The sequence below is a fragment of the Aliterella sp. E5.1 genome, assembly GCF_057473825.1.
In genome coordinates this window covers 1-14,423 of the sequence record NZ_JBYCCV010000093.1, presented here as the reverse complement: position 1 = coordinate 14,423, position 14,423 = coordinate 1, and the positions used below count along the sequence as shown (strand labels likewise).

The window sequence follows — 14,423 nt, the reverse complement described above, 5'->3', positions numbered from 1 at the left end:
TAGCATCAGGATTACTCTCAATAAACTTGACCAGTTCGTCCATCGTTCAATTAGTTCTAAAATGCTACATCCATCATTCACAATAGTTTAAGACTCACTTTTCTTCAACTCATCTAGGATTGCTATATGTAACCACATATGGCGGAATATCGTTGCCACTACCTACGGGATTAGAACCTGCTAAGGTAGTGCGCCTAGAAGTGGGTACTGAAGGACTTGGATTAGGAGAATTACGTTCAAAAACTCGGAGAAGTTGGGGTTAAACTGTGTTGCAACGTTGAGAGGCGGATTCTAGCATCAACGGCTGATTGTGCAAGTATTGTAAATCCAATTGAATCCCTTGTTTATCTGCACAATTGGTGTAATCCCACAAAATTGTCAGCCTTTCCCAACTTGGGAAAGGCTCAAAAGCAAGTTAAATTTGTTTCCTGACGTTTATTACCAACGGCGTTGGTCAGCAGGATCTCCATAGGGATCTTCGCTGGCTGGGCGCACGTTACCTGGATCGCCGTAGGGGTCTTCGCTGGCTGGGCGCACATTACCGTACTGCCCTCTGTTTGTGCCGCCTCTATCCATCAGTTTTTTCGCAGCTATAGCTGCAATCCCAGCCATCGCGCCTTTTGCTAGGGGATTGCTAAATACACTACCCCGGTTGTTGCCGCCGAGCATTCCCGCCGCACCACCTAACAATTGACCGAGCAAATCGGGTTGTTGTTGGTGCATACGACTCGTTGCCCGCGCCAGATAATTAGAATCTTGATAGCGATCGTCTTGACCATCACCATCTAAATCGGGAAAGTTATAATTTTGCTGCCGCGTCTGCTGCTGGAGATACTGACCAAATTGCATCCGCTCTTGGGGTGACATCCGGCTAAAAGCTTCTTGGGCAGACTCTTGATAGACATCGGCGGGCAACTGCCTAGATACTTGATGGTAGCGATTGGCAACTTCTTCATCCGAGTATCCTTCATGAGGCGAACCCTGTTCGTAGCGATTGACAAAATCTCGGTAATCTCCCTCAGCATTTTGACCGCCACCAAGTAGATTTTCTAAAAAGCCCATATTTGTCTCCTGTCGGTTTGTATTAGTGAAATTTTTTACAGTGCGGGGGCTGGCTGCAAGTCTGTAAGGTCGCGCCCTGTAGGTCGGTTGTTATAACCTTGAAAATCGCGGTATCTTTGGGCTTCAGTTTCTGGTACTTGGATGCCCTCGGAAGGTGGCGTTACCCAGTGGACTTGATGTTGAGCATCTCTGTAGTAGACGCGCCCATTTTTGGAAAGGTAGTATTGTCCCTCTGCTCCTTCTGATTGCTTATTTTTATGCTGGTTGTAGAGATAATAAAGAGCAGCCGCTCCGGCTAAAATTACTACCTTTTGCTTGTTGGATATTCCTTGGCGCGGCTGTGGTGCGCGATCGCCATTAGCATAACTTTGGTTTTCAAGGCGGCTATTATCTGTAGGAGCAGCAGTGTTTACTCTGCTACCACAACCAGTAAAAATTGAGAGCGATAATACTGCAGTCAGCAAGATCGCGATGGGACGTAAAAATCTTTTCTTTTCTACTAAATGTTTTGTATTCATCGGCTTATTCCATTGAGCAAAGAACCCCTGTAATTTGAGCTAGAAGTCTGTTTAAACGGCTATCAAAAAAATTTTGTTAACGTTCAATCAATTTACTCAAGGAGAAATCAGCCTATAGTAAGCGATTTCTAGCCGCAATAATTGAGGTGTTTGCTGGCAATGGTAGCGAAATTTACAAGTTCTTCTATCCAACCTTTGGTAGAAGTTAGATTTAATACTTCAGACTATGGAAATACCTAGCAAGATAGAGCAACAGATTTGCGCCCAAGCAATATGTAATAGAATTAGCCCGCGAGCGATCGCATCAGATAGTCATTTAGTTAAAGATTTCTGTGCAATGAGTGAAACTGCTTGGAACTTAGAACTCGTAACGGAAAGGCTAATTCTACGCCCCCAGCAGCCAAACGATTACGGGGCTTGGTATGCGGGATTTGCCAGTCGCTTACCTTCTCAACACAAATATGATGAGGGACAAGTCGATCTAAGCGAGTGCGACTTTCAGTGGTTTTCCAACTTATGTCAGCATCATCAAAAACGGGCATTGCAGGATAAAAACTACATTTTTGGCGTGTTTATGCGCGCAAGCGATCGGCATTTAGGTAACATCGACTTATCAACAATTCGCCGAGAAGAAAATCAATGGGCGAATTTGGGGTATAGCATTCACAACCAATATCAAAAGCAAGGATTTGGGCAAGAGGCAACGCGCGCGGCTTTAATCGCTGGGTTTGAACATCTTAATTATCATCGGATTGAAGCAGCGATTAATTTGGACAACGATCGCTCAATTTCTCTAGCTGAACGTGTAGGCATGAAAAAAGAGTGTATGCGCCCTGATTTTTTCTATGAGAACGAGCAATGGGTAGATCATTTAATCTATGTAGCTCTACCTGCTGATTTTGAATTAGTTGAAAAACCACCAGTTGAGGTTATTGAGCCACTATCGAAGCGGATTGCAAGTAGAGAGTAAATTTAATTAGGACTTTCCCACGCCTGCCAAGATAAAAGCGATCGCTTCAGCAAGACCTGGAGCGACTGACAAGCAAACAACTTCAACAAGTAGCTGAATTTATAGCTTTTCTAAAATTTCGTGCTAAACGCGATCGCCAAGTTATGCTTGACCCCAATCAACTTACTACTCTATCGACGGAATGTAGTGAAGAAGACAGCGCCCTTGCCGAAGTTGGGATGAGTGACTATGCCACAATGCTCTACCAAGAAGATAAGCTATGACTGAAAGCAGAGAAAATTAAACCAAGTGCGATCGCCTCAATTAATAATGCCCCAAGTTACTAAAGTGCGATCGCGCTTTAAATTCCTTATATCTGCTATCTGTGTGTAGGCATAGTCGAGAGGTTGTTTTTGGAATCATGTAAATAAAAAGCTGATCTCTCACAAATGGGCAAAATTATAATACTGTTGCGTAGCAGTATCAAAGAGCAGCCTGTATGAAGATTGTGCAAGAAGTTTCTTTAATAAGTGTGGGAAGTTTTGAAGAATCACAAGATTGGTCTATCATTCAAGCTGAAATTCGTATTGCCATTTCGCTAATCGTTCATCCTCCTGGTGCATCAAGCTTTATAATCAATCCCACAAAACACGGTAATGGTGTCAAGCCAATTAAAGAAGCTTGCACGATCGCATTGCGAGATAGATTTGGTTGGAAGTTAGAAACTTCCGTTAATTATGCCACCCGTTCGCCTACAAAAATAGATGCAACAAAAGCGCTGGATAATTATCTTTTTGCTCTAGAGTGGGAAACAGGCAACATCTCCTCCAGTCATAGAGCAGTTAATAAAATGGTTTTAGGGTTGCTACGTGGTGTCTTTCTCGGTGCTGCTTTAGTAATCCCAAGTAGAAAACTTTACCCTTATCTAACCGATCTCATTGGCAACTATGAAGAACTAGCGCCCTACTTTGATGTTTGGCGGGCAGTCCGCATTATAGAAGGTTTCCTTGTCATCTTTGTCGTTGAACACGATGAGATAAATAACAATGTACCAAAGATTACTAAAGGAACAGATGGTCGGGCGTTAGTTTAATTATTTCGGAGTCACAGCTATGTAGTGTAAGGAATTGATAATTGCGCTCCAGTTGTGAGGTGAGGCTTGCTTTTCTTGCCTCCTCTTGCTGATTCCCATTCCTCTACTATGCCATTGGCTAAGTGCGTCAATCTTTCTACTGCTGGTTCTATATCCCCAATTTCTGAGCCAATCCAGTAACGGTGTAGTTTTTCTGCTGCGTAAAATGTAGTACTCAGAACCTCCAAACGGATCGATCACAATTTGTTCTGGATTAGATGCCATAGCAACGATCCTTTCTAGCATAATAGGAGCTAGTTCATTGGCAACTCGTTTTTTGTGCTGACGATGCCGAACGGGTGGAATATCGCTCCACATTTCCTCTGCTACTGTCCATAAAGCTTCAGTAGAATTAGTTTCTGTAGCATTCTCCCAAACATCTTCTGGCATATCCCAGACATCCATTAAATTAATGCCTTTTTCATTCAGGCTTCTTCGATGTCCGCCATAGTCCCGAATTTCTCCTTTACAGTGCCGACAAACTTGAATCGGTGTATAAACTTTATTAAAAACGGCTGGTTCTCCTTTGGTGTAATAGATCAGTCCGTAGTGAGCGGGAGACATTTTTTTACCTCTAGGAAAAGCCTTCGGCATTCTGCAAGCAATCCAATGTCTAAATGTCATCCCTTGTCGATTTAGATATGCGCCATACTCTATACACCATTTGGGCAGGTTGAATACAAATAAACTTCCCCCTGGTTTAAGGATGCGAATACCCTCCCCAAGCCACTGTTGCGACCAGTTTAAATACTCACTTGTCTCCAGGCAATCGCTAACTCCTTCCCCATATTGTTTACCAAGATTAAAGGGTGGGTCGGCAAATACAAGATCCACAGATTCATTAGGCAACGCTGACAGCAACTTTAGGCAGTCTCCCTGTTGGTAGCAGCTACCAGAAGACCTGATGATGGTTCATATTCATCTAAAATTTGCAGAAATGTATTTACTACTCGCTTAATCTCTCCTACTTCTTGATTATCCTGGCGTGACTTGGCGATAGAGTCACATTCATCAAGAAACAACAAACAAGGGTGTTTTGCGGCTTCCTCAAATACAAGCCTCAAATTGCTGGCTGTTTCTCCTAGATAAGACGAAACCATTGCATCAAACCGTACTTTGATTAGTGGTAAACCTGTATTCCAGGCTAAACGTTCGGCTCCTAGTGTCTTTCCACAACCTGGGGAACCGTATAACAGGATCTTTTGCCGATAACGAAGCCCGTAGTAAGCGAGTCTGTCTCTAGCCGCATACTCACGTTCAATACGGCGGAAACGTCTTTCAATATTTTCCGGTAACACCATATGATGCCGTAGATTCTCTCTTGATATAACAGTAACGAGAGGAAGAAGAGATCGCTTGGTAGTTGGTAGTTCGCTAAAAGTTTGTAATTGTTTCAGTATTAGGTAAGTAGGTTTGCTACGATTAGTAAAATTATCTTGCTGGCTGCTCTTGGTAATATTTTCTAACTGTTTAGCTAGAAGCGTATGTCCTTTTTTCCGCTCTTCCTGAATTACTAAGTATGTCAATTTATCAATCGCCTCTACATCTGAACTGGCGATTGCTTTAAAAAATCTTTTGAGAAGCTCTGCTTTCATCATGCTCCTCAGTATAAAGGTTTGTGTGAGGCTATTCCAGCTAGCTTTTTATAACTATTATAATACACTTGTACTATCCAAACCAGCAAGAATACTTTTTATTTTGTGACTTATTTTGTGAGTCATTAAGACTAATTTTAACTGAATTGCTGGCTGTAATAATAAGTGTATTGCCTCGCAAGGACTAACAACTGCTCATGAGTACAAGATTCTATGACTATTCTGCGATCGCATATTTTCATAAGTAAAAAGCGATCGCTAAAATAATAAAATTACCCAGCAACGCCTAAATATATGTACGACGGTAGCTATTATCAGTTGATGGCGGAGTACAATTTATGGATGAATCAGAAGATTTATGCTATCTCCTCAGATATTCCTGACGAAAAGCGAAAACAGGATATTGGCGCTTTTTTTAAATCGGTTCACGGTACTTTAAATCATTTATTGTATGGCGATAAAGCCTGGATGGGGCGCTTTACAAATAACCCTTTTTCAGTAAATGCGATCGCTCAAGAATTATATTCTGACTTTGATACCCTAAAAGTAGAGCGAGAAAAGATAGACCGAGAGATTTTAGAATGGTCTAAACACCTTGACCGTGAATGGTTGAACCAAGAATTTGAATACACAAGTAATGTAGATAACAAGTATCGAGTTCTACCAAGCTGGGTTTTGGTAACGCATATGTTCAATCATCAAACTCACCATCGAGGGCAGGTTACAGCACTCATCAAGCAACTTGGCTACGATCCAGGTGTTACAGATATTCCCTGGTTGCCGATTTTAAATGCGATCGCCTAATATCTGTTTGCTCTGACTTTGTGTAACGGTAGGTCAAAAATTTAAGTTTCTATGAATACGGTACAAGCATCTACTTTACCGAAGTATTCCTATCCCGGCTGAAACGTACAGTATAAAAGCTTTTTCTTATCATTTGTTAATGCGTTTTTCTTGTCTCCACAGTTAAATTGGGTTGAAAACATAACGGAAATAAGTATGAAAGTTGGTTTTATTGGCACGGGAATTATGGGGAGTCGGATGGCGGCTAATCTCCAAAAACATGGTTATGAAATAGTTGTTTCCAATCGTACTCAAGATAAAGCCATCTCTCTCATCGAAAATGGGGCTTTATGGGCAGGCACCCCTGGCGGAGTAGCAAAACAAGTTGAAATTATTTTTACCATGTTGGCAAATCCAGAGGCAGTTATGAATGCAGCCCTGGGAGAAAATGGTTTTTTAGATAATCTTGTTCCAAATGCTTTATGGATAGATTGCAGTACCGTTAATCCTTCCTTTTCGCGTCAGATGGCAAAAGAGGCTCAAAGCAAGCAAGTTAGGTTCTTGGATGCTCCGGTAGGTGGCTCCAAAAACCAGGCAGAAAAAGCAGAATTAGTATTTATGGTAGGAGGAAATGTTACCGATGTAGAAGCTTGCCAACCTTTGTTTGCAGCTATGGGTAGCAGATTTATTCATGTAGGAGAATATGGAATGGGAACTGCCTTGAAACTAACCAATAATCTATTACTTGGTACGTCAATGGCAGCATTTGCGGAAGCGATCGCATTAGGGCAAGCTTTAGGTCTTTCTCAAGAGATTTTGCTCAAAGCTTTGTTGGGAGGTGCGGTAGCTGCACCATTTTTATCAACAAAAAAAGAAATGATTGAACTGGAAAATTACGAAGCCGAATTTCCTTTGCAATGGATGCAGAAAGATTTACACATGGTAGCGATCGCTGCCAATGAAGCAGGAGTAGCAATCCCAGTTACAAGTAATGTCAAAGAATTATATCGTTTAGCAATGCAGCAAGGACTAGGCGAGCAAGATTTTTCAGCTATTTGTAGTTTTTTAAAAGCAGGAAGTAGCAACAAATGAAAGTAGCGGCTTGCTTACTCAAGCTAAACACTATCTATAAAAGTTTGCGTAAGAGCGATCTCACTTCCTCAAAAACGATATGATCGCATCTTCTAGTTCAGATACGCTAATCTATCTTTAACTGGCAAAAAAGGGAACATAGATGAACTGGTGGCAACGACTGAAAAAAAATCCTCTAGCCCGATTTGGGGCGGTATTGCTGTTAATTTTCTATATATCAGTATTTGCGGCGGATTTTGTTGCCCCTTACGATCCTTACGATGCTCAGGCAAATGGCTCTTTATTGCCGCCTACTAGAGTTTATTGGAATGACGAAGCGGGGTTTGGTCCTCATGTTTATCCCACAACTCAGGGTAAGACAGATTTGGAAACAGGCGATCGCAAATTAATTGTAGATCGTCGTAAACCTGCCTGGTTGCGGTTATTTGTCCAAGGTGCGCCTTATCAAATGTTTAAGTTTAGTCTGCCTTTACCTCCTACTTTTGCGGAAGTAGAAATATTTGGCGGTATTCCTGGCAATGTGCATCTATTTGGGACTTCAGGAGACGCGAAGTTTAATTTACTTGGTACAGATGAGCAAGGGCGCGATCAATTTAGTCGATTGTTACATGGTGGGCGAATTAGTCTCAGTATCGGCTTACTTGGGATTGCGATTACTTTCCCTTTGGGTATGATTGTGGGTGGTATTTCTGGCTACTTTGGTGGCTGGACGGATAGTATTATTATGCGCTTGGTTGAAGTGTTGATGACTATTCCGAGCTTGTACCTTTTAGTTGCTTTAGCGGCGGTTTTGCCCCCAGGATTAAGTAGCAGTGAAAAATTTATTTTGATTGTCTTAATTACTTCTTTTATTGCCTGGGCGGGTTTGGCAAGGGTAATTCGGGGACAAGTGCTGTCAATTAAAGAGCGCGAATTTGTCCAGGCTGCTAAAGCGATGGGTGGCGATTCTTTTTATATTATCCTCCGCCACGTTTTGCCCCAAACTGCTAGTTATATTATTATCTCCGCAACTCTTGCTGTTCCAAGCTTTATTGTGGCGGAGTCGGTACTCAGTTTGATTGGTTTGGGGATTCAGCAGCCCGATCCTTCTTGGGGTAATATGCTATCGCTGGCAACTAATGCCTCAATTTTGGTGCTGCAACCTTGGCTTGTATGGCCGCCAGCATTATTGATTATTCTTACTGTATTGGCGTTTAATTTGCTTGGTGATGGGTTGCGAGATGCTTTAGATCCGCGCAGTATCCGGCAATAAAAAGCTGTCAATCCCAAATCCTACCGCGCGATCGCAATTAGCTAATTCAACAGCTAAATTTAGGGCGGCTTTTCTACCAATTTCCGTTTCAAAGGCAGAGGAGAAAACCGCATCAATGTTGTAAGTTTGGCAAAACTGACGCAAGAGAGAAGGATAACCGACAATGCTAGGTTTAATGACAAAAATTCCTCGCCATCCCCTTTGATAGCAAGCTTGGAGTTGGTTAAAAGTAGCAACCGATTCATCTAGTGCGATCGCAGTTCTATAACAATTACTTAATTCCAAAGTTTGCTCAAACTGTTGTACTCCTAACGGCTGTTCGATAAATTCAATTATCTTAATGCGATCGCAAGTTTGTAACCATACCTTAGCTTCGTCGTAAGTCAACCCACCATTAGCATCTAAACGCAATTTTGCTGATTCCGGTAACAAGTGCGTAATTGCGGCAAAAATTTCTAATTCTTCCGCAATTGGGTAAACTCCAATTTTCCATTTGAAGGTGCGATAACCTTGTTCCCAAAGCACAAGCCATTGTTGCAAGGCAGCAATTCCTGCTGGTAGCAAGCCACTGTAGGTTAGATGGTTGTAATTTTGATTGTTTGTTGTCAAGGCTGACTCAAAGCCAAATTGACAAGCTGGGAGCGAGTCAGGAATTGAGCAAATAGTTTCTGAGGTAATTTCTGCTGGGAGTTGATGGCAATAATTAAGGGCTTGGGTGATAGTTTCTGAACCGAACCAGCTAATCGGGGCAATTTCTCCCCAATTGGTTTTACCTGCACTATCCGTAAGACTTAAAATAACCCCTTCCCTAACTTCCCAACTGCCATGACTTGTTTGCAGAGGTTGCTTAAATTTGCGCTGGTAAGGCTGAAAAGAAAATTGGTACATCAACCGCCTGCAAGCATAAATCCCAAACTCAAAAGTAATCCACTCCAAAAATGTAAGGCTACGGCAATAAACTTGCAATTACTTACTTGTTCTGGGCGATCGTGATTTTGCTGGACGTGTTGCACTAATTTAACCGCAAAAGGGCAACTCAACCATATAAGTAAAGTCCAAATTGGGAAGCTTCCCAGGGCTACTAATATCGTTGTCAGGGCGTAAATGCTTCCACATAGCCAAGGTAACAAATTGGCAGCTTTTAACGTACCCAAACGCACTATGGGCGACTTTTTTCCGGCGGTTAAGTCGTCGGTAATTTGGTGAAAGTGAGAACAAAATAAGATTAAACTTGTGGCAACACCTACCACTATCGAAGCTGCCAAGCTAGTTATAGAAAAGCTTTGCGCTTGACTGTAGTAAGCGGCGGCGACAGCTAAAGGACCAAAACAAATAAAGCAAATGATTTCCCCTAACCCTTGATATCCCAAGCGAAAAGGCGGACCCTGGTAAGTGTAGCCTAACCCACAACACAACAGAATTAAGCCGATAATAGTTACGTCTTTTTGCCAAAATGCGATCGCAACTATCCCGAATAAACCCAAACTTAAAAACAGATTACTCAACCAAAAAATTAGCTGTTTATTTCCGGTTAAATTTACGAGTGAATGAGCTTTGTTTTTATCAATTCCTGTTTCGGAATCAAAAACATCATTACTGAGATTAATCCAAGCAACAAACAAAATAGCTGACATCAAAAAAGTAGCAAAATGCCATCCCTTAAATACTTGAGTGTCCGCAAAAGCTACTGCCGTTCCTACCCAAATAGGAATAATAGCTACGCTATACATTGGCGGCTTAATTGCTGCCATCCACAAATTAGGTTTTGGGTAAGAAATTAATTCTGTAGTCATATATCAATTAATTTTTTAGTATTTTATTCAACAAAGAGTGTGAAAATAAAAAATATTTTGATTTATCAATTAAATGTAAAATATTGGTTATTCAATAAACATTTAGTTGGTGCCTTAACTTCCATTTCTTGCTAACTTAATTTATAAATTAGGGCAGTTATTCGCTAACATAAATAAATTCGTCTCCATAACAGCTAGAACTTCAGGGCTAAAACGGAGACAAGGTTGCAGCAATGAGCATAAAACTTAATCTCTGACTAAGTAGCTAAAGGTCGCCCGAATATGATACCTCTAGAAATATCATCACAAGCGATTGCTTTTTAAGAACGGAAGTTTAAAAAAGTTTACTATTTTTACATCCATGCCAGTTCTACCCTGTCGTACCAGTTTTTCCTTAGACTACAAAAAACTATATCAATTTCTCTTAGCTTGCCAGCAAAAATGTTTGCTCAATAGTTGCCAACAATTCGTTAGCATACCTGTGGCAATTGAACAAGTAGATCCATTGGTTATTTTTGAAAATATTGCCCAAACTCAGCAGTTAAATTTTTATTTTGAGCATAAAGGCAAACAAGAAGCAACGGCGGCTATTGATGCGATCGCTCAATTACACTTGCATGGTAAAAATAGATTTAATAAGATCCAGGATTTTATCAAAACTTGCCAAGCAAAGACAGTAATTTTTAGCAATCTTAATAATATTTCTTTAGCACCGCGTTTTTTCTGTAGCTTTAGTTTTTTTGACGATAATGAGCAAGATTATCCTTTTCCTGCCGCGACAGTATTTTTACCGCGCTGGCAAATTACTAAAAATAGCGACTTCTGTACATTAGTTGCCAATTTAGCAATTGATGCCAAGACAAATTTAGAACTATTATTAGACCAATTAAAAAATAGTATTCAAAATATTCTCAGCTTTGATTATCAATTAAATAAATATCATCTACCAAGCAAATTAATCAAAAAAGATGTATCAAATGTAGATAAGTTTAAACAAACAATCTTATCTGCTCTTGAATCTATCCACCACAAAAAGCTAAATAAAATTGTTTTAGCTCAAACTCTAGATGTATTGTCTGGCAAAGATTTCAGCCTATATAACTCCTTAAATAATCTGCGGCAAATCCATCCAAATTGTTATGTATTTTCTACCAGCAACGGCAAAGGACAAAACTTTATCGGTGCAAGCCCAGAACGTTTAATTAGTATACGCGATCGCCAATTAGTTATTGATGCCTTAGCAGGGAGCGCCCCCAGAGGAAAAAGCGCCCTTGAAGACGCAGACTTAGCTAACTTGTTATTAAACAGCGATAAAGAAAAACGCGAACATAGAGTAGTTATAGACTTTATTACTCAGCACTTACAGGCGCTAGGAATAGAATCTAATATATTACCTCCAAGACTGCGCCAACTGTCCAATATTCAACACCTGTGGACACCGATAGAGGCAAAAATTCCCGCTAACGTACATCCCCTAGAAATTGTCGCCCAACTGCACCCTACCCCCGCCGTTGCTGGAGTTTCTAGAGATTTAGCTTGCGCAGAAATTCGGCGTTATGAAGACTTTGAACGCGGATTGTACGCCGCACCTTTAGGCTGGGTAGACTACCAAGGAAACAGCGAATTTATTGTTGGTATCCGCTCGGCGTTGATAGATGGCAATCGCGCTAGACTGTATGCAGGAGCCGGAATCGTCAAGGGTTCCGATCCTGATAAAGAATTAGCCGAAATTCAACTAAAACTCCAAGCATTGCTGAAAGCTTTGGTTTAGTCTAAATCTTGATGCTGAAAAGCCTTAGCATCAACTCCCGTATAAATCGCTGCAATATGCCCATCTCCTACGAGTTGATACTTGTACGTGACAAGCCCCTCTAAGCCCACGGGACCGCGAGGAGGCAGCTTTTGGGTACTAATTCCCACTTCTGCCCCAAAACCGTAGCGGAAGCCGTCAGCAAAGCGCGTAGAACAGTTGTGGTAAACCCCGGCGCTATTAACTTGGGCGAGGAAAATATTTGCCGCCGTAGAGTCTTCTGTTGCGATCGCATCGGTATGCCCCGAACCATAATAATTAATGTGGGAAGTCGCATTCGGCAAAGAATCGACGATTTTGATTGATAAAATTAAGTCGCTGTATTCTGTCTCCCAATCGCTATCGTTGGCGGCAGCTATATCAATAATTTTACAAGTACGTTCATCGCCTCTTAATTCTACAGAACGCTGTTTTAAAGCAGTAGCTACAACGGGGAGAAACTTAGCAGCAATATCACTGTGAACTAGCAACGTTTCTATCGCATTACAAGCGGCGGGATATTGAGTTTTGGCATCAATAGCAATTGCTACAGCTTTGGCTACATCCGCCGCCGCGTCTACGTAAAGATGACAGATGCCTTCGGCGTGACCTAATACGGGAATATGCGTGTTATTTTGCACGAAACGGACAAAAGAGTTAGAGCCTCTAGGGATAATTAAATCCACATACTTATCTAACTTTAATAGTTCTAAAGTTTCTTCCCTAGTTGTAAGTAGTTGGACGACTTGGGGGCTAATGTTTGTTTGAGCCAGTCCATTATGAATTGCTGTTAAAATTGCTTGACAAGAATGAATCGCCTCTTGTCCGCATTTGAGAATTACCCCATTACCCGATTTAATTGCCAAAGTAGAAATTTGAATTGCCGCATCGGGTCTTGCTTCAAAAATAACGCCCAAAACCCCCAAGGGGCAAGTAACGCGCTTGAGAATTAAATTGTCATCTAGTTGGCGGTGAATTTGGACTGCACCTACAGGATCGCTTAATTTAGCAACATCTCGGACTCCAGCAATTGCATCGTTTAGCTTGGCTTCGTCCAATTTTAGGCGGTTGTATAAAGGCTTGGGGATTCCAGCACTGACGGCGGATTGGCAATCAATCCCATTAGCGGCAATAATTTCTGCCTTTGCTGATTCTAAAGCTTGAGCGATCGCATTTATTGCCCGATTTTTTTCTTCAGTGGTAAGCGTAGCGAGGTTTTGGGCGTTATTACGACAATTAGTTGCAACTTCAATTAATGAATTACTCATACAAATATTGCATCGTTATCTTGATAGTTTTGTTTTGGCTGAGATTGAAACTTGCTTCAGTAAACTTGGGGGGGCGAGTTTTTGCTTTGGGATTATTAGAGATGCCAAAACCTTCTGAAGGAATCCCCAAAAAGTTAGTATTTAGCTTGCTGTCGTTATTTCTATCTGCATATAAAGCAACTGCATAAGTACCAGGTTTTAAGCCGTAAAAGTCTTTAATTGCCGATTTTCCAGTCACTTTCGTACATCCGCTTTGCACGACACCTTTCGCACTGCTAGGAAATCCTTGCTCCCCAGAGTAAACTCTTAGGCAAACTTGCCCTGATTTATGCCGCAATCCATCTATTACTACCGTTAACTTTGAGGTAGGTTGTGCCTGTACCGAAAAAGGAATAAAGCTGGCTAAGGTAGCCAAAAATAAAAAGTGAAATTTACTCATAATTTATTTTATTTAAAATCAGCAGAGGTGGCGACCAGTAGATTAAAGTCAACAACATTGCGGGAGTCCCCGCCTTCAGCGTAGTGGGGTGGGGAGAGATAGCAAGGCGGTGATGATTCTATCTCCGTTGATGTTGAGCCTACGGCTCTACGGGTGGAGGGGATGGATGTTAGGGAAGCGGCGCGTTAGCGCGGAATCGCCAACTAATGAGCTTTCGAGCATCTGTTTCACGTATTGAGATATAATAAAGGGATGAAGCAAGTCCTGACTGTATCCTGCAAGCTGAACATAACCGATGAACAACTCTCCAAAATTGAGGAGACATTGAAGGCGTTTGCGGGTGCTTGCGAGTATGTGAACAAAACTCTCGATGAGAAGCTGACCTAATGAAGTGGCAATGCAATCGCTTTGCTACCACGATGTCAGAGCTAGGTTTGGTCTGTCCTCTCAGTTGGCTATTCATGCTATTCGGCGCGTAAGCAGTAACAGAAAGACAGCAAAACAGAAGGGTAAACCCGTAAATAAGTTTGCTCCAACTAGCGCAACTTACGATGTCAGGACGTTCAGCTTTCGAGAGAAAGACTGGACGATTAGCCTAACCTTGATAGGCGGGGTGGTGCCACGAAAGTAATGATAATTGCTAAAGTAGAGACAGAATTTAATTTGCAATGATATTAGACGATGTTGAATTGTCCTACCTGGACCTCTGCTCGAATCGTCAAAAACGGGCGAATTCACAATGGCAAACAAA

General features: G+C 41.6%; 12 protein-coding genes and 2 pseudogenes. 6 read left to right on the top strand and 8 right to left on the bottom strand.

The window, feature by feature from the left end; translation table 11 throughout:
- Positions 1-438: 438 nt before the first annotated feature.
- Entirely contained in the window at positions 439-1,062 is a 624-nt protein-coding gene (locus AC2VE5_RS20275; RefSeq protein WP_486889497.1) for a hypothetical protein, read from the bottom strand.
- A gap of 35 nt (positions 1,063-1,097) precedes the next feature.
- A complete protein-coding gene (locus tag AC2VE5_RS20270) occupies positions 1,098-1,580 on the bottom strand; it encodes a hypothetical protein (protein ID WP_486889496.1) in 483 nt (160 codons plus the stop codon).
- Between the two features lie 226 nt (positions 1,581-1,806).
- Here AC2VE5_RS20270 and AC2VE5_RS20265 point away from each other — a divergent pair, with 226 nt between their 5' ends.
- Positions 1,807-2,550, top strand: coding sequence for a GNAT family N-acetyltransferase (locus AC2VE5_RS20265; RefSeq protein ID WP_486889495.1), 744 nt, complete (start codon positions 1,807-1,809; stop codon positions 2,548-2,550).
- 478 nt (positions 2,551-3,028) lie between these two features.
- Positions 3,029-3,622, top strand: a complete 594-nt coding sequence (locus AC2VE5_RS20260; RefSeq protein ID WP_486889494.1) for a restriction endonuclease — start codon at positions 3,029-3,031, stop codon at positions 3,620-3,622.
- 17 nt (positions 3,623-3,639) lie between these two features.
- On the opposite strand, the pseudogene AC2VE5_RS20255 reads toward AC2VE5_RS20260, so the two are convergent.
- Positions 3,640-4,570: pseudogene (locus AC2VE5_RS20255) on the bottom strand (DNA-methyltransferase).
- Positions 4,540-5,256: pseudogene (locus AC2VE5_RS20250) on the bottom strand (AAA family ATPase); the annotation flags it as partial. The pseudogenes AC2VE5_RS20255 and AC2VE5_RS20250, both read right to left, overlap by 31 nt.
- Positions 5,257-5,550: 294 nt before the next feature.
- Here AC2VE5_RS20250 and AC2VE5_RS20245 point away from each other — a divergent pair.
- From AC2VE5_RS20245 to AC2VE5_RS20235, 3 genes are all read left to right on the top strand, one after another.
- Positions 5,551-6,060 carry a DinB family protein gene (locus AC2VE5_RS20245; RefSeq protein WP_486889493.1) on the top strand — a complete coding sequence of 170 codons (510 nt, stop codon included), beginning with the start codon at positions 5,551-5,553 and terminating at the stop codon, positions 6,058-6,060.
- Between the two features lie 195 nt (positions 6,061-6,255).
- Entirely contained in the window at positions 6,256-7,131 is an 876-nt protein-coding gene (locus AC2VE5_RS20240; RefSeq protein WP_486889492.1) for an NAD(P)-dependent oxidoreductase, read from the top strand.
- A gap of 142 nt (positions 7,132-7,273) precedes the next feature.
- Complete coding sequence (locus AC2VE5_RS20235) at positions 7,274-8,383, top strand: ABC transporter permease (protein ID WP_486889491.1); 1,110 nt, start codon at positions 7,274-7,276, stop codon at positions 8,381-8,383.
- Here AC2VE5_RS20235 and AC2VE5_RS20230 read toward each other — a convergent pair.
- Together AC2VE5_RS20230 and menA are read right to left on the bottom strand one after the other, a co-directional pair.
- Positions 8,357-9,274, bottom strand: coding sequence for an o-succinylbenzoate synthase (locus tag AC2VE5_RS20230; protein ID WP_486889490.1), 918 nt, complete (start codon positions 9,272-9,274; stop codon positions 8,357-8,359). The genes AC2VE5_RS20235 and AC2VE5_RS20230 overlap by 27 nt on opposite strands.
- Positions 9,271-10,176: a 2-carboxy-1,4-naphthoquinone phytyltransferase gene (menA, locus tag AC2VE5_RS20225; protein WP_486889489.1), complete on the bottom strand. Its 906-nt coding sequence runs from the start codon at positions 10,174-10,176 to the stop codon at positions 9,271-9,273. Before menA ends, AC2VE5_RS20230 begins: the two co-directional genes overlap by 4 nt.
- A gap of 361 nt (positions 10,177-10,537) precedes the next feature.
- On the opposite strand from menA, the gene AC2VE5_RS20220 reads away from it, so the two are divergent.
- Complete coding sequence (locus tag AC2VE5_RS20220) at positions 10,538-11,947, top strand: isochorismate synthase (protein WP_486889488.1); 1,410 nt, start codon at positions 10,538-10,540, stop codon at positions 11,945-11,947.
- Here AC2VE5_RS20220 and AC2VE5_RS20215 read toward each other — a convergent pair.
- Positions 11,944-13,233: a glutamate-5-semialdehyde dehydrogenase gene (locus AC2VE5_RS20215; protein ID WP_486889487.1), complete on the bottom strand. Its 1,290-nt coding sequence runs from the start codon at positions 13,231-13,233 to the stop codon at positions 11,944-11,946. The two genes, AC2VE5_RS20220 and AC2VE5_RS20215, sit on opposite strands and share 4 nt — an antisense overlap.
- Positions 13,226-13,672 carry a DUF2141 domain-containing protein gene (locus AC2VE5_RS20210; protein ID WP_486889486.1) on the bottom strand — a complete coding sequence of 149 codons (447 nt, stop codon included), beginning with the start codon at positions 13,670-13,672 and terminating at the stop codon, positions 13,226-13,228. Before AC2VE5_RS20210 ends, AC2VE5_RS20215 begins: the two co-directional genes overlap by 8 nt.
- Positions 13,673-14,423 lie beyond the last annotated feature (751 nt).